18 protein-coding genes are annotated in these 19,767 nt (G+C 40.9%); 17 read left to right on the top strand and 1 reads right to left on the bottom strand.

The features are described 5' to 3' along the window. Positions 1 to 171: 171 nt before the first annotated feature. The 17 genes from yfmF to BMX30_RS05825 all read left to right on the top strand — a co-directional run bounded on the left by yfmF (position 172) and on the right by BMX30_RS05825 (position 18,710). Positions 172 to 1,449 carry an EF-P 5-aminopentanol modification-associated protein YfmF gene (gene yfmF / locus BMX30_RS05745; protein WP_090742110.1) on the top strand — a complete coding sequence of 426 codons (1,278 nt, stop codon included), beginning with the start codon at positions 172 to 174 and terminating at the stop codon, positions 1,447 to 1,449. Further along, the gene (gene yfmH / locus BMX30_RS05750) at positions 1,449 to 2,735 is read left to right on the top strand and encodes an EF-P 5-aminopentanol modification-associated protein YfmH (protein WP_090742112.1); all 1,287 of its coding nucleotides are present in this window, start codon (positions 1,449 to 1,451) and stop codon (positions 2,733 to 2,735) included. Before yfmF ends, yfmH begins: the two co-directional genes overlap by 1 nt. A 49-nt stretch (positions 2,736 to 2,784) precedes the next feature. Then, positions 2,785 to 3,507: an elongation factor P 5-aminopentanone reductase gene (gene ymfI / locus BMX30_RS05755; RefSeq protein ID WP_090742115.1), complete on the top strand. Its 723-nt coding sequence runs from the start codon at positions 2,785 to 2,787 to the stop codon at positions 3,505 to 3,507. Positions 3,508 to 3,763: 256 nt separating this feature from the next. Then, complete coding sequence (locus BMX30_RS05760; protein ID WP_090742118.1) at positions 3,764 to 4,024, top strand: DUF3243 domain-containing protein; 261 nt, start codon at positions 3,764 to 3,766, stop codon at positions 4,022 to 4,024. A 312-nt stretch (positions 4,025 to 4,336) separates the two neighbouring features. Then, the gene (locus tag BMX30_RS05765) at positions 4,337 to 5,128 is read left to right on the top strand and encodes a DUF3388 domain-containing protein (RefSeq protein WP_090742120.1); all 792 of its coding nucleotides are present in this window, start codon (positions 4,337 to 4,339) and stop codon (positions 5,126 to 5,128) included. 19 nt (positions 5,129 to 5,147) lie between these two features. Next, entirely contained in the window at positions 5,148 to 6,044 is an 897-nt protein-coding gene (locus BMX30_RS05770) for a helix-turn-helix domain-containing protein (RefSeq protein WP_090742123.1), read from the top strand. Positions 6,045 to 6,164: 120 nt separating this feature from the next. After that, positions 6,165 to 6,743, top strand: coding sequence for a CDP-diacylglycerol--glycerol-3-phosphate 3-phosphatidyltransferase (gene pgsA, locus BMX30_RS05775; protein ID WP_090742126.1), 579 nt, complete (start codon positions 6,165 to 6,167; stop codon positions 6,741 to 6,743). Between the two features lie 86 nt (positions 6,744 to 6,829). Then, complete coding sequence (locus BMX30_RS05780; RefSeq protein WP_090742129.1) at positions 6,830 to 8,068, top strand: competence/damage-inducible protein A; 1,239 nt, start codon at positions 6,830 to 6,832, stop codon at positions 8,066 to 8,068. Positions 8,069 to 8,358: 290 nt separating this feature from the next. Beyond that, a complete protein-coding gene (recA, locus tag BMX30_RS05785; RefSeq protein WP_090742131.1) occupies positions 8,359 to 9,399 on the top strand; it encodes a recombinase RecA in 1,041 nt (346 codons plus the stop codon). Positions 9,400 to 9,666: 267 nt separating this feature from the next. Further along, the gene (rny, locus tag BMX30_RS05790; protein WP_170843799.1) at positions 9,667 to 11,232 is read left to right on the top strand and encodes a ribonuclease Y; all 1,566 of its coding nucleotides are present in this window, start codon (positions 9,667 to 9,669) and stop codon (positions 11,230 to 11,232) included. Between the two features lie 122 nt (positions 11,233 to 11,354). Continuing rightward, complete coding sequence (locus tag BMX30_RS05795; RefSeq protein ID WP_090742136.1) at positions 11,355 to 12,152, top strand: TIGR00282 family metallophosphoesterase; 798 nt, start codon at positions 11,355 to 11,357, stop codon at positions 12,150 to 12,152. Positions 12,153 to 12,333: 181 nt separating this feature from the next. Further along, positions 12,334 to 12,594: a stage V sporulation protein SpoVS gene (spoVS, locus tag BMX30_RS05800; protein ID WP_090742139.1), complete on the top strand. Its 261-nt coding sequence runs from the start codon at positions 12,334 to 12,336 to the stop codon at positions 12,592 to 12,594. Between the two features lie 497 nt (positions 12,595 to 13,091). Further along, on the top strand, positions 13,092 to 14,828 hold the full coding sequence (locus tag BMX30_RS05805; protein ID WP_090742142.1) for a 2-oxoacid:acceptor oxidoreductase subunit alpha: 1,737 nt from the start codon (positions 13,092 to 13,094) through the stop codon (positions 14,826 to 14,828). Beyond that, a complete protein-coding gene (locus BMX30_RS05810) occupies positions 14,829 to 15,695 on the top strand; it encodes a 2-oxoacid:ferredoxin oxidoreductase subunit beta (protein ID WP_090742145.1) in 867 nt (288 codons plus the stop codon). A gap of 274 nt (positions 15,696 to 15,969) precedes the next feature. Then, positions 15,970 to 17,514 carry a tRNA (N6-isopentenyl adenosine(37)-C2)-methylthiotransferase MiaB gene (miaB, locus tag BMX30_RS05815; RefSeq protein ID WP_090742148.1) on the top strand — a complete coding sequence of 515 codons (1,545 nt, stop codon included), beginning with the start codon at positions 15,970 to 15,972 and terminating at the stop codon, positions 17,512 to 17,514. A 1-nt stretch (position 17,515) separates the two neighbouring features. Then, positions 17,516 to 17,944, top strand: coding sequence for a YlbF/YmcA family competence regulator (locus BMX30_RS05820; RefSeq protein ID WP_090742151.1), 429 nt, complete (start codon positions 17,516 to 17,518; stop codon positions 17,942 to 17,944). Between the two features lie 217 nt (positions 17,945 to 18,161). After that, positions 18,162 to 18,710, top strand: a complete 549-nt coding sequence (locus tag BMX30_RS05825; RefSeq protein ID WP_090742154.1) for an outer spore coat protein CotE — start codon at positions 18,162 to 18,164, stop codon at positions 18,708 to 18,710. A gap of 138 nt (positions 18,711 to 18,848) precedes the next feature. On the opposite strand, the gene BMX30_RS05830 is transcribed toward BMX30_RS05825, so the two are convergent. Beyond that, positions 18,849 to 19,760, bottom strand: a complete 912-nt coding sequence (locus tag BMX30_RS05830; protein ID WP_090742156.1) for a 4Fe-4S binding protein — start codon at positions 19,758 to 19,760, stop codon at positions 18,849 to 18,851. Positions 19,761 to 19,767: the final 7 nt, after the last annotated feature.

Raw genomic sequence — 19,767 nt, forward strand, 5'->3', positions numbered from 1 at the left:
GTGGGCAATAGGCGTCCCGCTTGTAAATATAAAAATCAGCAAGGTATAGTAAGTATAGGTCAGTATCCAAAGGAAAAGATAGAAATATAACCTTCGTAAGTTTTACATAATAATCAGTATGGCTGAAATTAGAAGGACTGAAAACAGCAGGTAATAAAAAGGAGGAACCTCATGGGAGTGATTTCGGAAAGCACCAAGGATATGAAAGGCTATAAGCTTCATATCGTCAAGACCGATAAATTTAAAACGAATACAATTGTTTGGAAGATGAAGGCCCCATTATCAAAAGAAACGGTAACACGTCGTGCGTTATTACCACATGTATTGCAGAGCAGTACGGCAGGGTACCCAACGACGGCAAAGTTAAGGTCCTATTTGGATGAACTATATGGAGCTAATATGTTTGTAGATGTATCAAAAAAAGGGGAATATCAAGTGATTTCCATGTCTATTGAAATCGCTAATGAGAAGTTTCTGAGTGATTCCACCCCACTACTAGCAAAAGCGCTTGAATTATTGAGTGAACTGCTTCAAAATCCGCTCATGGAAAACGAAGCTTTTGACAGCTCTACCGTTGAGAAAGAGAAACGTACCTTAAAGCAACGGATTCAGTCTGTATATGATGATAAAATGCGTTATTCAAGTTTTAGATTAGTCCAAGAAATGTGCGCAAGCGAGCCATATGCTCTTCCTGTGAATGGAGAACTTGAAGAAGTGGATGCGATCACAGCAAAATCTTTATTTGATTATTACCAACGGGCATTTTCTGAGGACGAATTAGATCTCTACATCATTGGGGATGTGGTGGAGGAGGAAGTTGAATCTACCACTTCAAAATTGTTTCAGTTTGCTGAGCGCACACCGCTTGAAGCCAATACTGTGAACCGTCTAGCGGGGGAAGAAAAGGTAGTCAAAGAAAAGCAAGACGTGAAGCAGGGCAAACTCAACATTGGCTATCGGACAAATGTTAAATATGGAGATCCTGATTATAATGCTTTACAAGTTTTCAATGGAATCTTCGGTGGTTTTTCACATTCAAAGCTTTTTCTAAACGTGCGTGAAAAAAATAGTCTCGCCTATTATGTTGCAAGTAGGTTGGAAAGTCATAAAGGGTTAATGATGGTAATGTCGGGGATAGAATTTGAAAACTTTGATCTCGCGGTAACTATCATAAACGAACAAATGGCAGCGATGAAGTCCGGTGACTTTACTGATGAAGAACTCAAGCAAACAAAAGCTGTTATTCAAAACCAGCTCCTCGAAACGCTTGATACCGCTCGTGGAATGGTTGAGCTTTTATACCATAATGTGGTGTCAAAAGTTGAAGTTCCATTTGATGATTGGGTACAAGGAATGCAAGAGGTGACGAAGGATGAAATTGTCGCAGTCGCAAATAAAGTAAACCTTGATACCATTTACTTTTTAACTGGAATGGAGGCGGCGGAATAATGGAGAAAATTGCATTTGAACAACTGAAAGAAGAACTTTATTATGAAAAATTATCCAACGGGCTTGATGTCTATATTCTCCCGAAAAAGGGATTTAACAAAACGTACGCCACATTCACAACAAAGTATGGATCAATTGACAATCATTTTAAGCCACCAGGCAAAACAGAACATGTAAAAGTGCCTGATGGGATTGCTCACTTTCTAGAACATAAGTTGTTTGAAAAAGAAGATGGCGATGTGTTCCAACAGTTCAGTCGCCAAGGAGCATCAGCGAATGCCTTCACTTCTTTTACGAGAACAGCCTACCTGTTTTCAAGTACTTCGCATGTGGAGGAGAACCTGGAAACGTTAATGGATTTCGTTCAGGAGCCATACTTCACCGAATCGACGGTTGAGAAAGAAAAGGGGATAATCGGTCAAGAAATTACGATGTATGATGATAATCCCGACTGGCGGCTTTACTATGGTGTGATAGAAAATATGTTTAAAAGCCACCCGGTAAAAATAGATATTGCTGGGACGAAGGAATCGATTTCCCATATAACGAAGGATATGCTCTATGAATGCTACAATACGTTCTATCATCCAAGTAATATGTTGCTGTTTGTTGTTGGTGCCGTTGAACCAGAGCAAATCATGAAGCAAATCAAAGATAACCAAGCGAAAAGGGATTATGCTGTTCAACCAGAGATTGACCGCCAGTTTGAAGCGGAAATGGAAGAAGTGGCTGAGAAGAAGCAGGTCCTGAAAATGAATGTGCAAACGCCTAAGTGCATAGTGGGCATTAAAGCCCCACCATCAACAAGGCAAGGACAGGAAATGCTAAAATATGAGCTGTCTCAAAATATTATGCTTGATATTTTGTTCGGAAAAAGTTCTCCAGGTTATACTGAGCTGTATAGTGAAGGGTTAATCGATGATTCGTTCTCCTATGATTTTAGTCAGGAACAAGGCTTCGGTTTTGCCATGGCTGGTGGAGATACAACGGATCCGGATAAGCTTACTGAAAAAATAACGGCGATTTTATTAGAGGGCAAAACAGGCTCTAGTTTTAATGAAGAAAATCTTGGTCGGGCTAGAAAGAAAAAAATCGGTGCCTTTTTAAGAGCAATCAATTCTCCCGAGTATATCGCCAATCAATTTACACGGTATGCGTTTAATGACATGGATCTATTCGAAGTCGTACCGGTGCTTGAAAGCATCACGGTTGAAGACATCAAGGCAGCCGCAGCTAGCTTGATTGATGAGAAGCGGTTTACCGTCTGCCAAGTAGTGCCGAAATAAGAGTAGGAGCGCCGGACAACCGCCGGCGCTCATTTTTGAGGAGAAAAAGATGAAAAAATTTATATTAATTACAGGGGCAAGTGGAGCAATTGGTCAAGCAATCGCACTAAATCTGGCGGCCAAGGGGTATTCATTATATCTTCATTACAACCTTAACCAACAAGCGATGGACAAGCTGCTTAAAAGGCTTGAGCCTTTTAATGGGGAATACATTCCGATTCAGGCGGACTTAGCTGAACCAGATAGTTATCAGCGCGTGGCGTCGCAGATTTTTTCACTAGATGGGATTGTCCATAACGCAGGTCATGCTCTGTATGGTTTACTTCAGGAACTGGATGAAGGGGATGCTGCACGACTGATTCAGGTGTCGATTACCACCCCGCTTTTATTGACAAAAGCATTGCTTCCGAAATTGATTACAAAAAAAGCAGGATCGATCGTCGTGATTTCGTCTATCTGGGGTCAGACAGGTGCTGCTTATGAGGTAGCTTATTCTACAGTGAAAGGCGCTCAAATCGCGTTTGTGAAGTCTCTGAGTAAGGAGTTGGCTCCATCGGGGATACGAGTAAATGGAGTGGCACCAGGGGCTGTTGAAACACCAATGATTTCTGGGTTTTCGCCTGATGAGCTGTCCGCAGTCGAAGCTGAAATACCAATGGGGAGATTAGGAACACCCGAAGATATTGCGAATGGAGTAGAGTACTTAGTTTCTGGTCAATCCAGTTATATAACTGGCCATGTTTTATCCATTAATGGGGGTTGGCATATTTGATTAATGCACTTTTCTCAAACTTTGTTGCTTTCATGAATAAATGGAACTTTATAGCATTGATTTCTTTGGGAAATATTTAAGTTTTAGAAAAGAGCTTTGTAAACTGAATTTTAATCCCACCAGACTGCTTATTCTCCGTTAATATACAATAATCCTGATGAGCAGCTTTGGTTTTTTTGAATCCTTTGTGAACATGCATATTTTTAGGCATTCCTTCGCACAATATGCTTGAACACTTTATAAGGAGGTTCAAACTATGTCTGTATTAGATAACTGGGGACAATGGAAAGATTTCTTAGGTAGCCGTTTGGATCAAGCGCAAAATGAAGGAATGAACAACAGTGTAATCTCCGATGTTGCTTATCAAGTGGGGGATTATCTTGCAAAAAATGTTGATCCAAAGAACGAACAAGAACGCGTTCTTGCTGATCTTTGGTCAGTAGCGGATCAACAAGAGCAACATGCAATCGCCAACCTAATGGTTAAGCTTGTCCAAAACAATGGTGGTAGCAATTAAGAGGCTTTGAAAGAGAAAAGAGAGGCTAAGCCTCTCTTTTTTATATGCGCTTTTCGGAAAATTTTCGATTGTTATTGTTTTCCCCTTTTTCTTTCATCTTCTTCCAAAATCATATATTATAGAAGCTAGATAAACTTGTCAAAACTTGTCTCTAAAACATACACTAAGGTATGCACAGTATTATGAGTGGATTTGGGAGAAATATATAACTTTTGTCTGTGTTAAAGTATATTGTTGATTAAGCGGCAGGCGAAGTACCTGATGCGGAAATCAACAGCCACGTATACGCAGCCAATTATTTGGAGGGTTTTGATGGAGAAGAAAGAGTGGTATTTAGAGTACGAAATCATGATTAACCGTCCGGGTTTGCTAGGGGATATATCTTCCTTGCTTGGAATGCTCGCAATTAATATTGTGACCATTAATGGGATTGACCAGGGAAGACGGGGGCTTTTAATTTTAGCTAAAAATGATGAACAAATCGTGAGACTCGAGTCAATTTTAAATACAATGGACACTATAAGGGTAATTAAGTTACGACAACCAAAACTTCGTGATCGCATGGCTGTTCGTCATGGAAGATATATCGAGCGGGATGCAGATGACAAGAAGACCTTTCGATTTGTTCGCAATGAGCTTGGACTCTTAGTTGATTTTATGGCAGAATTATTTAAGCAGGAAGGCCATAAGCTGATTGGAATTAGAGGGATGCCAAGAGTGGGAAAAACGGAATCGGTTGTGGCTGCAAGTGTTTGTGCGAATAAACGCTGGTTGTTCGTTTCATCCACACTGCTTAAACAAACGATTCGAAATCAATTAATTGAGGATGAGTACAACGCAGATAATTTGTTTATCCTTGATGGAATTGTCTCTACTAGAAGAGCGAGCGAACGCCATTGGCAGCTTGTAGGGGAGATTATGCGTATGCCCGCTATCAAAGTGGTTGAACATCCTGATATCTTTGTTCAAAACACAGAGTACACAATAAACGACTTTGATTATATTATCGAGCTTCGTAATAGTCCGGACGAAGAAATTACTTATGAAATGGTCCAACAGAATCAATTGTTTACTGATTCTGATTTCGGAGGATTCGATTTTTAACGTATTGGAAGGTGTTATCGTGACAGAGCTAGGAGAACGCTTTAAGCAAGAGCGTGAAGCAAAAGGACTAAGTCTTGAACAACTACAGAGTATGACTAAGATTCAGAAGCGCTATCTTGTTGGGATTGAAGAAGGCAATTATTCAATGATGCCGGGTAAGTTTTACGTCAGGGCCTTTATCAAACAATATGCCGAAGCAGTTGGTCTTGATCCGGATGAAATTTTTGAGCAATATAAAAATGAAATACCTACTACATACAATGAAGATTTACCAGAACAGCTTTCCCGTGTTCAATCACGAAAAAGCATATCAGGCAGTACATCAAAAGTATTAGACATTCTTCCTAAGCTCTTGATTGGACTTGTTGTCATTGGAGTCATCGTACTTGTTTGGTACTGGCTTGTACAGAGCGCTGGAGACGAAACACAGGAAAATGTAAATGAAGGAAACAATCCAGTCAATATCGAGGAAACTCCGAATGTGATTGAGGAAGAGAATACGGAAGCCCCAGCTACAGAAGAAGAGAATCCTGAAGCAGGAAATGAAGAGACAGAACAGGAAGAGGTTGTCGAAGAACCTGATACACCTGTTCAGGAGATAACCGTTGCTGAGAATAATGGAAGCCTGACTGTATATGATTTAAACAATGCAGAAGCATTTGAAGTGAAGGTTGTTTCAACAGGCTCAACTTGGGTGAGTGTTAAGAATGGGGCAGGAAAATCTTTCTTTGAGACAACATTACAGAAGGATGCCAGTGAAACCGTTGATCTTTCGAATGAAACTGAAGCTGCTATTCGTATTGGCTTTGTGCCAGCTACAGAGATTTACATTAATGGTGAAAAGCTCGATTACGCTGTTCCTCCGAATGAGCGAACAACACAAAACATTACAATTCGTTATAATAAAAGCGAATAATAGTCATCGAAAGGTGACTATTTTTTCGCTGTTAAAAAATTGGTGGTATAATGAGGGCTGAGTCGGATCCGATTTTACAATGATGAGGTCCTAAATTATTTGTTTTTGGAGGCAAAACCAATGAATATTCCGAATAAAATCACCATTTCTCGTATTTTTCTTATACCTGTCTTTTTAGTGGTGATGCTTTATCCATTTGATTGGGGGAACATGATTCTCTTGGGGGCAGAGATGCCAGTTACCCATTTCGTAGGTGCACTCATCTTTATCTTTGCTTCAACGACAGATTGGGTCGATGGCTATTATGCACGCAAATACAACCTTGTCACGAATTTAGGGAAATTTCTAGATCCCCTTGCCGATAAGTTGCTTGTTGCGTCAGCGCTTATTGTCTTAGTGGACCTTCAGATGGCTGCTTCATGGATTGTCATTATTATTATCTTCAGGGAATTTGCTGTCACAGGTCTTAGAGCCATTCTTGCAGAGGGCGGAGAAGTTGTTGCGGCCAATATGCTTGGGAAAATTAAGACTTGGGCCCAGATTATAGCCATTTCTGCACTGCTCTTGCATAATATTATTTTTGAAATGGTGTCAATCCCCTTTGATGACCTGGCACTATGGGTGGCGATGATCTTTACCGTTTGGTCAGGCTGGGATTATTTTATTAAAAATAAAGCCGTTTTCACGAGTTCAAAATAGGCATCTGCGAGTGATGTACCTAGTTTAGTTATATCTATAAAATGGACAAGGGAAATGAAATGGCTCAGACAATAAGGGGGAAATCAATGAACGCTGAAATTATTGCGGTAGGTTCAGAATTATTGCTTGGGCAAATTAACAACACAAACGCTAGATTTTTGTCAGCGCAATTGGCTAGTGTTGGTGTGAATGTATATTTTCATACAGTGGTAGGGGATAACCCTTCAAGGCTGGAGAAAGTGCTAGAAGTGGCAGGGGAACGCTCTGACTTGATTATTTTAACAGGTGGTCTCGGACCCACAAAGGATGACCTTACAAAAGAAACGATTGCCAAACACATTGGGGTGGACCTTGCACTCGATGAGGTGGCAATGGCGTCAATCGAGGGGTATTTTAAAAGAACCAATCGTGTGATGACAGAAAACAACCGGAAGCAGGCGCTGGTTCTAAAGGGCTCGGAGGTCTTGCCCAATGACCATGGAATGGCACCGGGGATGATGTTCACGAGTGGAAAGCGACACTATATGTTGTTGCCCGGCCCACCAAGTGAAATGGAGCCAATGTTTACTAAATATGGAATACCGGCAATTACAACAAAAATGGGCGAACAAGCGAAAATTGTCTCGCGAGTTCTTCGTTTTTTTGGAATTGGAGAAGCGGCACTTGAAACAAAGCTAGAAGATCTTATTGAGAAGCAAAGCAATCCTACGATTGCACCACTTGCCTCAGAATCGGAAGTAACCGTCCGACTAACAGCTAGGGATCAATCTGAAGAACATGCAATCAAGCTAATTGATGAATTGGAAGCGAAAATTCTTGAGCGGGTCGGCGCTTACTTCTATGGCTATAATGAAACCTCGCTGATTAACGAACTGGCTATGCGATTAAAAGGTCGAGGTTTAACCATTGCTGCTGCAGAAAGCTTGACCGGTGGAATGTTTCAAGAACAGCTAACATCCGTGCCTGGAGCTAGTGCAATATTAAAGGGCGGTGTCGTGTGCTATAGCAATGAAGCAAAAATAAACATCGTAAACGTCCGTAAAGAAACCATTGAAGAGAATGGATCGGTTAGTGCGGCTTGTGCTCAGGAGTTAGCGGAGAATGCAGCTAAGCTTTTTGGGGCAGATCTAGGGATTAGCTTTACGGGGGTTGCAGGACCGGAGGAGCTCGAAGGCCACCCGGCAGGCACGGTGTTTATTGGGATTCATCAAAAAGGGAAACCAACAATCACAGAGAAGCTTCAGCTTGCAGGTACGCGGGAAATCAATCGTATTCGTGCAGTAAAGCATGGTTGCCGACTTTTGATCAATAGTTTGAAAGAATAGAAATAGAGTGTAAAAACCAAGGCCCCGCTTGAGAATAATTGAGCGAGGGCCTATTTGATTTTATAAAATTTCAGCCTTGAAAAGAACAATTCCAACTTACCTTTTTACGTCAACATAATAAAAAATACATTTAAAAATCACTTTTTTAGCGAAACTTACCAATCAAAAATATCGAATGAATGTTCGTTTTTTTGCTCGACAAACAACGAAAAAAAAGGTATAGTATGAGTAGTAATTCGAATAGAAATAAGGTTCGGACCAGAACGTTTGGTAAAGGGAGGAAATAATTAGTGAGTGATCGTAAAGCGGCCTTAGATATGGCATTAAAACAAATAGAAAAGCAATTTGGTAAAGGTTCAATAATGAAGTTAGGTGAACAAACAGACCGTAGAGTATCCACTAGTCCTAGTGGTTCGATTGCGTTGGATGTCGCCCTTGGAATTGGTGGTTATCCACGCGGACGTGTAATTGAAATTTATGGACCTGAAAGTTCTGGTAAAACAACTGTGTCTCTTCATGCAATTGCAGAAGTGCAGGCTTCAGGAGGACAAGCAGCTTTCATCGATGCGGAGCATGCGCTCGATCCAGTCTATGCTCAAAAACTGGGTGTTAACATCGATGAATTATTGCTTTCTCAGCCAGATACTGGTGAGCAAGCATTAGAAATTGCTGAAGCACTTGTACGAAGTGGCGCGGTTGATATTCTAGTTATTGACTCAGTTGCTGCTCTAGTTCCGAAGGCGGAAATTGAAGGAGAAATGGGAGATTCCCATATGGGACTTCAAGCAAGGATGATGTCGCAGGCCCTTCGTAAGCTGTCAGGAGCTATTAACAAATCCAATACAATTGCGATTTTCATCAACCAGATTCGTGAAAAGATTGGTGTTATGTTTGGAAACCCCGAGACAACTCCAGGTGGACGTGCGCTTAAATTCTATTCCAGCGTTCGTCTTGAAGTACGCCGTGCAGAATCCTTAAAGCAAGGCAATGATATTGTCGGGAACAAAACAAAAATTAAAGTAGTTAAAAACAAGGTAGCTCCTCCTTTCAAGGTAGCTGAAGTGGATATTATGTACGGAGAGGGAATCTCTAGAGAAGGAGAAATCATTGATATCGGTGCTGAACTGGATATCGTTCTTAAGAGTGGGTCTTGGTATTCCTATAATAATGAGCGAGTTGGACAGGGACGTGAGAATGCAAAACAGTTCTTGAAAGAAAACCCTGCTATTCGTCTTGAAATTCAACAAAAAATTCGTGACCACTATGGTCTAGATGGCGTAAAGCCCCTTGATAAATCCGAAGAAGATCAGGAAGAAATGGAGCTTTCTTAATTCAGGAAAAAGCAAAGCCGTCTTTGGCTTTGCTTTTTTTGTGTGAGAAATCTGTTTAAAATTGGAAAAGAAACGTGAGCTCATCGCGGACAACCCCTTGACAATAAAAATGGGAAAACATACAATTAACATGTATATTTTTACTTTTACTATTACTAGTAATAAAAACGTTTAAAAGCCTTTGTGCTGTATGTTGACTTGAGAAACAATATACATGCCGACACTTTAAAAAACGTAACAAAAAAGTTCATAGCAAGAGGAGGTGAAATGATGGAATTTTTATTACCGATCATCTCCATTTTGCTTGGCCTAATCGTCGGTGCAGTTGTTGGCTATTTTTATCGAAAATCCGTTGCAGAGGCAAAAATAGCAGGAGCAAGAAATGCGGCAGAACAGATTCTTGAGGATGCGAAGCGGGATGCGGAAGCATTAAAGAAGGAAGCCCTGCTTGAAGCAAAGGATGACATTCATAAGCTACGCACAGAAGCGGAACGTGAAGTGCGTGAGCGTAGAAATGAACTGCAAAAACAAGAAAATCGTTTACTGCAAAAGGAGGAGAATCTTGACCGGAAGGACGAATCGTTAAATAAACGGGAACTTCTTTTGGAGAAGAAAGATGACTCTCTAAACCAAAAACAACAGCATATTGAACAGATGCAAAGCAAAGTGGACGAAATGGTTCGTGTGCAACAAGCCGAGTTAGAACGAATCTCGAGCTTAACGCGTGATGAGGCAAAATCCATCATTTTAGAACGTACTGAACAGGAGCTAGCTCACGACACCGCTGTCATGATCAAAGAGAGCGAAAACAGAGCGAAGGAAGAGTCCGACAAGAAAGCGAAGGAGCTATTGTCCTTAGCGATCCAGCGTTGCGCTGCAGACCATGTTGCTGAAACAACGGTTTCCGTTGTGAATCTTCCAAATGATGAAATGAAGGGCCGTATCATTGGCCGTGAAGGACGGAATATTCGGACGTTAGAAACGCTGACAGGAATCGACTTGATCATCGATGATACACCAGAAGCGGTCATTCTATCCGGTTTCGACCCAATACGCCGTGAAACAGCACGATTAGCACTTGATAAACTTGTCCAGGATGGTCGAATCCACCCAGCAAGAATCGAGGAAATGGTAGAAAAGGCTCGTCGTGAAGTCGATGAACACATTCGTGAAGTTGGCGAACAGACGACGTTTGAAGTGGGTGTACATGGTCTTCACCCAGATTTAATTAAGATTCTTGGACGATTGAAATATCGTACGAGTTACGGCCAGAACGTCCTAAAGCATTCTATGGAGGTTGCACAACTTTCAGGACTGCTTGCTGCTGAATTAGGCGAGGACGAAACGCTTGCAAGGCGTGCAGGTCTATTGCATGACATCGGGAAAGCGATTGACCATGAAGTCGAAGGAAGCCACGTGGAAATTGGTGTTGAACTAGCGACGAAGTATAAAGAACACCCAGTCGTTATTAACAGTATTGCTTCCCACCATGGTGACACTGAACCAACTTCAGTTATTGCTGTTCTTGTGGCTGCTGCTGATGCATTGTCAGCTGCTAGACCGGGAGCGCGTAGTGAGGCACTAGAAAACTATATTCGCCGCTTAGAGAGATTAGAAGAAATTTCTGAATCCTTTGAGGGTGTTGAAAAGTCTTTTGCCATTCAAGCCGGTCGTGAAATACGAATCATGGTTAAACCAGATTTAATTGATGACCTTCAAGCTCATCGCTTAGCGCGTGACATCAGGAAAAATATCGAAGAAGAACTCGATTATCCTGGCCATATCAAGGTTACGGTCATTCGTGAAACAAGGGCTGTTGAATACGCTAAATAAAGCGGTGCTTATGCACCGCTTTTTTAATATGAGTGAACTTAGAATGAACATAGTGCCTTTTAACAAAGAATAAGAGATACAATTTCATATAGACAAAAAAATAGGTTAGGAATGAAACCAAAATGAGAATTTTATTTATCGGCGATGTCGTCGGATCCCCTGGTCGAGACATGGTGAAAGAATACCTTCCCAAGCTTAAAGAAAAGTACCGTCCGACCATCACGATTATAAATGGGGAAAATGCTGCGAGTGGCAAAGGGATTAACGAAAATATCTATCGCCAGTTTTTGGAGTGGGGTGCCCAAGCAGTGACCCTTGGAAATCATGCGTGGGACAAAAAAGAAATCTTTGATTTTATCGACAAAGCGAAATATCTGGTAAGACCAGCGAACTTTCCGGAGGGGACACCAGGTACCGGGATTGTCTATTTAAAAGTCAATCAGGATGAGGTAGCTGTTATCAACTTGCAGGGAAGAACATTCCTTGCACCGCTTGACTGCCCTTTTACTAAAGCAGATGAATTGATAGCTGAGGCACAGAAGCGTACAAACATCATTTTTGTCGATTTTCATGCTGAAGCTACTAGTGAGAAAGAGGCTATGGGTTGGTATCTAGATGGCCGTGTAACCGCTGTGGTTGGGACCCATACCCATGTCCAAACAGCAGATGAGCGAATTCTCCCTGGAGGAACTGCCTATCAATCAGATGTGGGGATGACAGGCCCGTATGATGGAATCTTAGGTATGGATAGGGAAGCGGTTCTAACACGGTTCTTAACCTCGTTACCGACCCGTTTTGAGGTAAGCACAGGAAGCAGAACCCAATTATCTGGCGTAATCATCGATCTCGATAAGAAAACAGGGAAAGCTTCCAAGATTCAACGAGTTCGAATCAATGATGACCAACCATTCTTTGGGTAAGTTCAAACTAAATTTGCAGCTGAAGCAACAATAGCAAATTTTTAAAAGCCTCCTTATTTTTTAAACAGCTCGGTTATATCCCTGGAATTTCCTGAATATAGTATCAGTGGAACAACTTACCCTGAAGTAGTGAATTAGAGGGCATTCAGGTTTTGAGGGATTAAATAAGGAGGAGCTAGGAATGGAGATATTAAAAGTTTCAGCAAAATCTAACCCTAATTCTGTAGCTGGTGCGCTTGCAGGAGTTCTGCGTGAAAGAGGAAATGCAGAAATTCAGGCAATCGGTGCGGGTGCATTGAATCAGGCCGTGAAGGCAGTAGCTATCGCAAGAGGATTTGTAGCGCCTAGCGGAGTAGATCTGATTTGCATCCCGGCATTTACCGATATCCTGATAGATGGAGAGGAACGTACCGCTATAAAACTGATTATCGAACCGAGGTAATGAGGGGGCTAGTATCACGATTGTTAGTGGTAATAGGTCAAACGCACTTATTTATTGCATCCTGTCACGAACAGAATATAATTAAAAAATCCATCTGTCAGAACGAGAGGGCAGATGGACTTTTTTTGTTTAAAACTGTTAAAATATTACATATATTATTATCTTAACATAAGAGAATGCTTATTTTGTACTTTTAGAAGAAAGAGTAAGTTCCTGTAAAATCAAGGGTTTGCAGGCTAAGTCACGAGCATTCTGATTTGATTTATTTAGAGAAAACTAAAAAATAAAAAAATATTCATATTTTGTTCAATATTTAGTCCCAAAGGGTTGCTTTTTTTTCAGCATAGGTCTAGAATTGAAAGCGTTTAGTACCCCTCCAAGTTGTTAAGTTAAAGGAAAGTAAGAGCGTTATTTCTAGTGATTTACTTGGATAAGTGCTAAAATTATTTATGGAATAGATTTACATACTTTTTAACGTAACTAAAGGGGTGTAGGAGATGATCAATCAACTTTCATGGAAAGTTGGAGGACAGCAAGGAGAAGGAATTGAAAGTACCGGGGAAATATTTGCGATAGCTCTAAACCGATTAGGTTATTATTTATATGGCTATCGTCACTTTTCTTCACGTATCAAAGGTGGCCATACGAATAACAAAATTCGAGTGAGTACGACACAGGTTCGTTCCATTTCTGATGATTTGGACATCCTAGTTGCCTTTGACCAAGAGACCATTGATGTGAACTACAAAGAACTTCACGCAAATGGTGTGATTATGGCGGATGCAAAGTTTGGACCAAAGGAACCTGAAGATACTGAAGCTGCATTGTATGCGGTTCCATTTACAGAAATTGCTACAGAACTTGGAACATCTCTGATGAAGAACATGGTTGCGATTGGTGCAACAAGTGCCGTTTTGGATTTGGAAATTCAAGTGTTTGAAGAAGTGGTTCAAGAAATTTTTGGACGTAAAGGCCAACAAGTGGTCGATAAGAATATGGAAGCCATTAAAGCTGGCTATGAATATATGAAAGAACAATTAGGTTCTAAAAATGAAACGATGCAGCTTGAAAAAGCTGATGGACAAAAGCGTTTGTTCATGATTGGAAACGATGCAATCGCTTTAGGAGCGCTTGCTGGTGGATGTCGATTTATGGCAGCATACCCAATTACTCCAGCTTCAGAAATCATGGAATACCTAATTAAGAAATTACCTGCAGTCGGTGGAACGGTTATTCAAACAGAAGATGAAATCGCTGCTGTAACAATGGCAATCGGAGCAAACTACGGTGGTGTACGTACAATCACTGCATCTGCTGGTCCTGGTTTATCTCTTAAAATGGAAGCAATCGGCTTATCAGGGATTACAGAAACTCCATTAGTTATTGTTGATACACAGCGTGGTGGCCCTTCTACAGGTCTTCCAACGAAACAGGAGCAATCAGACTTAATGGCAATGATTTACGGTACGCATGGAGAGATTCCTAAAATTGTTATGGCTCCTAGTACAGTGCAGGAAGCTTTCTATGATACAGCAGAGGCTTTCAATCTAGCAGAAGAGTACCAATGCCCTGTCATTATTTTAACGGATCTACAACTTTCTTTAGGAAAGCAAACAGTAGAACCATTAGATTATGGAAAAGTAGAAGTTCGTCGTGGAAAGCTTCAAACGGGTGAACTACCAGAGCTTGAAAATAAAGGCTATTTTAAACGTTTTGAAGTAACGGAAGATGGCGTTTCTCCTCGTGTGATTCCAGGAATGAAAAATGGAATTCACCATGTTACAGGTGTTGAGCACGAAGAAACAGGGAAACCTTCTGAGTCTGCGGCTAATCGTATTGCACAGATGGATAAGCGTTTCCGTAAGATTAGTAATCTTAAATTTAATACTCCAGTTCACAAGAACGCTCCGCATGAAGAAGCAGATTTGTTGATTATTGGTTTCAACTCAACAAGAGGGGCAATCGAGGAAGCAATGGGCCGATTAGAGCAGGACGGCGTGAAAGTAAACCATGCGCAAATCCGCTTGATTCACCCATTCCCAGTTGATGAGCTACTTCCGCTTGTGAAATCTGCAAAGAAAATTGCAGTAATTGAGAACAATGCGACAGGTCAACTAGCGAATATTCTAAAAATGAATGTCGGTCATGCCGAAAAGGTTAACAAAGTGCTGAAGTATGACGGAAATCCATTTTTGCCGCATGAAATTCATACGAAATGCAAGGAGTTGTTCTAAATGGCCACATTTAAAGACTTTCGAAACAATGTAAAACCTAACTGGTGCCCTGGTTGTGGCGATTTCTCAGTACAGGCAGCGATGCAGCGTGCAGCAGCGAACGTTGGACTTGAGCCTGAGAATTTGGCTGTTGTTTCTGGAATCGGCTGTTCTGGGCGTATCTCAGGATATATTAATTCATACGGATTCCATGGGATCCACGGTCGTTCATTACCAATTGCACAAGGTGTGAAAATGGCAAACCGTGACTTAACGGTTATTGCTTCTGGTGGGGACGGAGATGGATTTGCGATTGGGATGGGACATACCATTCACGCAATCCGCCGTAACATCGATATCACTTACATCGTAATGGATAACCAAATTTACGGCTTAACAAAGGGACAAACATCCCCTCGTTCAGCAGCAGGCTTCAAAACAAAATCAACACCATTAGGATCTATTGAGCAAGCGATTTCTCCAATGGAAATGGCATTAACAGCTGGTGCAACCTTTGTTGCTCAAAGCTTCTCAACAGACCTTAAAGATTTGACTGCTTTGATTGAAGCGGGAATTAACCATAAAGGTTTCTCTCTAATCAACGTTTTCAGTCCATGTGTTACGTATAATAAGGTAAATACGTATGATTGGTTTAAAGAAAATCTTACAAAACTTAGCGATATTGAAGGCTACGATCCATCAAATCGTGAAGATGCGATGCAAACACTAATGAAACATGATGGTCTAGTTACTGGACTTATCTATCAAAATACAGAGCGTAAATCTTATCAAGAATTGATTAATGGGTACTCAGAAACTCCACTTTCTCAAGCTGATCTTTCTCTTGACCAAGAGTATTTTGATAAACTTACAGCTGAATTTATCTAAAGCTAGAAACCCCAACATCTGTTGGGGTTTTTTAATTGCAGGGGATTGATATGGTTTCATTCTCAGTTAGTTTTTACATGGGATATTTTGTGCACTCTTCGAGGTTGTTATTTTGATATAATTAAATACAGTGGGTTTCTCTATAAAGATATCTTACTTGAACGCTAGAACTGTGATATATGATATTGTTTGTCGGTCTTTTAACCGTTATAATTACTTATTGTATGTTTATATCTTTAAAATTATTTTCACTTTAAGAAAGGAGTAAAAAAACATGAATGAAAAACAACGCCTAGAAGGCCAGCACGCTCAAAATGCTAATCCTTCGGACAAAAAATCCGATAAGGATTATAGCAAGTACTTTGAAACGGTTTTTGCGCCACCTTCTTTAAAGGATGCAAAAAAGCGTGGCAAAGAAGAAGTTAAGTACCATAATGATTTCCAAATTTCCGAGGAATTCCGCGGGATGGGAAAAGGTAGAAAGTTTTATATTCGGACCTATGGCTGCCAGATGAACGAACATGATACAGAGGTAATGGCTGGGATCTTTATGGCTTTAGGCTATGAACCAACAGATTCGGTTAATGATGCCAACGTTATCCTTCTAAATACATGTGCAATTCGTGAAAATGCTGAAAATAAGGTATTTGGTGAGCTTGGTCATTTGAAGCATTTGAAAACAGAAAAACCTGACTTGCTCTTAGGTGTATGTGGATGTATGTCCCAGGAAGAATCGGTAGTAAATAAAATCCTCAAGACTTATAACCAAGTAGATATCATTTTTGGAACTCATAATATCCACCGTCTACCAAATATTCTACAAGAAGCCTATATGTCGAAGGAAATGGTTGTTGAGGTATGGTCGAAAGAAGGGGATGTCATTGAAAACCTTCCTAAAGTCCGCCGTGGAAACATCAAAGGCTGGGTCAACATCATGTACGGCTGTGATAAATTCTGTACGTACTGTATCGTTCCGTTTACACGTGGGAAAGAACGTAGTCGCCGTCCAGATGAAATCATTCAGGAAGTACGTGAGCTAGCTGCTCAAGGATATCAAGAAATTACATTGCTTGGACAAAACGTAAATGCTTATGGAAAAGATTTCGAGGACAGTAAGTATGGCCTTGGTGACTTAATGGACGAAATTCGTCACATTGGAATTCCACGTATTCGCTTTACAACAAGTCATCCGCGGGATTTTGATGATCATTTAATTGAGGTGTTAGCTAAAGGCGGCAACTTAATGGATCATATTCATCTTCCGGTTCAATCAGGTTCGACAGATGTCCTGAAAATCATGGCACGTAAATATACGCGTGAGCAGTATCTAGAGCTCGTACGTAAAATTAAAGAAGCCATTCCTAATGTTTCGTTAACAACCGATATTATTGTCGGGTATCCAAATGAAACAGAGGAGCAGTTTGAAGAAACTTTATCATTGTATCGGGAAGTAGGCTTTGAAGCTGCTTATACATTTATCTACTCTCCACGAGAAGGTACACCAGCAGCGAAAATGCAGGATAATGTACCGATGGAGGTTAAAAAAGAGCGTCTTCAACGGTTGAATGCCCTAGTCAATGAGCAATCAGCGAAAGCAATGGAAAAGTACAAAGGTCAAACTTTAGAAGTTCTTGTTGAAGGGGAAAGCAAGAACAACCCTGATGTCCTTGCCGGCTATACGAATAAAAGTAAGCTAGTAAACTTTGTCGGACCAAAAACAGCAATCGGTAAAATTGTGAAAGTGAAGATTACAGATGCGAAGACATGGTCTTTAAATGGGGAAATGGTCGAAGAACTACAATCAGCTGAGGTGAAATAGGATGGCAAAATACAATAAAGACGATATTATCGCTCAAGCGCAACAGCTTGCGAAAATGGTGGCAGAAACAGAAGAAGTGGATTTCTTTAAGCGTGCAGAAGCACAAATTCACAGCAATGAAAAGGTCAGCATGCTGATTTCTTCTATTAAAGGCTTACAAAAGCAAGCCGTTAACTTTCAACATTACGGAAAGCCTGAGGCCCTTAAGAAAACTGAAGATAAAATTGCTAAACTTGAAGCGGAATTAGATGGAATCCCAGTAGTTCAACAGTTTAAAGAATCACAAATTGAAGTCAACGATTTATTGCAAATCATTGCCTCAACAATTTCTAACACCGTGACAGACGAAATTCTTACCTCAACGGGTGGAGACGTCTTACGCGGCCAAACAGGCGCAGAACTAGCTAAAGGCTCAAGCTGCAGCCACTAAATTCTACCAGGTGCCAGGCACCATCCATTTTATGGATGGCGCCTGGCACCTTATTTTTTTGCTTCTTTCTTTGCGCATTACGAACCTTTCGTGGTCATGGGCATATCATGTGGTATGCCTTTGATAATCCTTGGGATTTAGATAAAAAACATCTCGCACACTAGTCTACTGTCCCGCATAGGATGAATTGAAACTGATTGAGGAGGGTTCGCTCGCAATGGGAGAATACAGAGAGATTATTACAAAAGCTGTCGTAGCGAAGGGGCGCAAATTTACACAGTCCAATCATACGATTTGCCCACCACACGATCCAAGTAGTATTCTTGGCTGCTGGGTCATTAACCACAAATATAAGGCGAAAAAGTCCGGAAAAACTGTTGAAGTCAACGGATCTTATGATATCAACGTTTGGTACTCCTTTGATGATAATACAAGAACAGAAGTTGTTACTGAAAAAGTAACATATTGTGATGTTATCAAATTAAAGTACCGTGATCCGGATTGCATCGATGACCATGAGGTTCTAGTTCAGGTTCTTCAACAGCCTAACTGCATCGAAGCAGTCATTTCTCCAAATGGCAATAAAGTTATTGTCCATGTTGAAAGAGAATTTATGACTGAAGTGATTGGTGAAACAAAGGTATGCGTTGCTATCAATCCTGATGGATGCGAAGACTGTGATGATGACGAATGGGGCCTTGATGTTGATGATGAAGAATTCGAGGACTTAAATCCAGATTTCTTACTAGGAACAGAAGAGGAATAGGCTAGAACTAGGAAGTTAGTACTTCCTAGTTTTTTTTTTGTCTTTTTTAAGTAGCATTTTAGGTTAAAAGTCGCCTGTGGTAGATACATATTTGTATTTGCATACAGTTGGTTGGAGTAGTCTTTTTACCACAGATTTTTAAAAAAGGAATTTTAGCTGCTTTCGTTTTTTACAAATAGGGCAGGTATCGGTCCCTTCCCAAGCAGGAAAGTTGGACCCGCAAGTTTGACATTCATTTTTTACAACGGGCTTTTGTTGGAGTTCAGATGGCGTGACCTCTAAAGAAATTGTCATGCCTTTTTCCATACAAACATCCACACAAAGCATACAGCCAGAGCATTTCTCGCTGTTCACTTCAAGGTTCTCATCTTTTAGTGTAAAAACCCCATTAGGACATAGCTTGAAGCAAGTTTCGCAAAGGGTACAACTCGTCTCAAATCCGACTGAATAGAAGGACCAGCCTGGAAACATCCCCGCAAGGTTAAAATGATTTTGATTAAAACGCCATTTTGCCGGGGCAGCGCTTGCTAGAGCATACTTTTTACTATCGTTCGTAACCTTCGAAAAGAAATCACGCCTCGATAGTTTTTTCTCAGCGGAGGACAAAGTGAGTGATGAAGTGATCTTGAAAGACTCCTTTTCCATAAGCGTTAGTTGTATGTTCGCCTCCTCGATGATCAGGCGAGTCTTACTGGCTAACTCATCTTCGGATGGAAGGTAGATAGTGCAAATCCCTTTTTTATATAAATATAGCAGTTCATTGACAGTTGGGAGAGGACCCTCATCAAGGAGCAAAATGCCATCTAATGTTTTTCTCTTAGGGGATTCCCCCATTAAAGCTTGCACAGGACATACGGTGACACATCTTCCACAGCCAGTGCAAAGTTTATGATCAATCGTAAGGGAACCTTTAGCCCCAGTAATGGCTTGGACCTCACAGCTGTCGATGCATACGGTGCAGGTACTAAACGGACTAGTTTTGCGCACGCAAGAATCAGCCGCTTCTAGTTCGTAGCTAAGGCTCTCAAGCCAGTTGATAAAAAGCGACATCTTGTCA

This window comes from Mesobacillus persicus, from assembly GCF_900109925.1.
GTDB lineage: Bacteria > Bacillota > Bacilli > Bacillales > Cytobacillaceae > Mesobacillus_B > Mesobacillus_B persicus.

What these genes read in the sequence shown, in the direction of transcription:
- yfmF (WP_090742110.1), top strand. Translation starts at nt 172, where the DNA reads ATGGGAGTGATTTCGGAAAGCACCAAGGATATGAAAGGCTATAAGCTT.
- yfmH (WP_090742112.1), top strand. Translation starts at nt 1,449, where the DNA reads ATGGAGAAAATTGCATTTGAACAACTGAAAGAAGAACTTTATTATGAA.
- ymfI (WP_090742115.1), top strand. Translation starts at nt 2,785, where the DNA reads ATGAAAAAATTTATATTAATTACAGGGGCAAGTGGAGCAATTGGTCAA.
- BMX30_RS05760 (WP_090742118.1), top strand. Translation starts at nt 3,764, where the DNA reads ATGTCTGTATTAGATAACTGGGGACAATGGAAAGATTTCTTAGGTAGC.
- BMX30_RS05765 (WP_090742120.1), top strand. Translation starts at nt 4,337, where the DNA reads ATGGAGAAGAAAGAGTGGTATTTAGAGTACGAAATCATGATTAACCGT.
- pgsA (WP_090742126.1), top strand. Translation starts at nt 6,165, where the DNA reads ATGAATATTCCGAATAAAATCACCATTTCTCGTATTTTTCTTATACCT.
- BMX30_RS05780 (WP_090742129.1), top strand. Translation starts at nt 6,830, where the DNA reads ATGAACGCTGAAATTATTGCGGTAGGTTCAGAATTATTGCTTGGGCAA.
- rny (WP_170843799.1), top strand. Translation starts at nt 9,667, where the DNA reads ATGATGGAATTTTTATTACCGATCATCTCCATTTTGCTTGGCCTAATC.
- BMX30_RS05795 (WP_090742136.1), top strand. Translation starts at nt 11,355, where the DNA reads ATGAGAATTTTATTTATCGGCGATGTCGTCGGATCCCCTGGTCGAGAC.
- spoVS (WP_090742139.1), top strand. Translation starts at nt 12,334, where the DNA reads ATGGAGATATTAAAAGTTTCAGCAAAATCTAACCCTAATTCTGTAGCT.
- BMX30_RS05805 (WP_090742142.1), top strand. Translation starts at nt 13,092, where the DNA reads ATGATCAATCAACTTTCATGGAAAGTTGGAGGACAGCAAGGAGAAGGA.
- BMX30_RS05810 (WP_090742145.1), top strand. Translation starts at nt 14,829, where the DNA reads ATGGCCACATTTAAAGACTTTCGAAACAATGTAAAACCTAACTGGTGC.
- miaB (WP_090742148.1), top strand. Translation starts at nt 15,970, where the DNA reads ATGAATGAAAAACAACGCCTAGAAGGCCAGCACGCTCAAAATGCTAAT.
- BMX30_RS05820 (WP_090742151.1), top strand. Translation starts at nt 17,516, where the DNA reads ATGGCAAAATACAATAAAGACGATATTATCGCTCAAGCGCAACAGCTT.
- BMX30_RS05825 (WP_090742154.1), top strand. Translation starts at nt 18,162, where the DNA reads ATGGGAGAATACAGAGAGATTATTACAAAAGCTGTCGTAGCGAAGGGG.
- BMX30_RS05830 (WP_090742156.1), bottom strand. Translation starts at nt 19,760, where the DNA reads ATGTCGCTTTTTATCAACTGGCTTGAGAGCCTTAGCTACGAACTAGAA.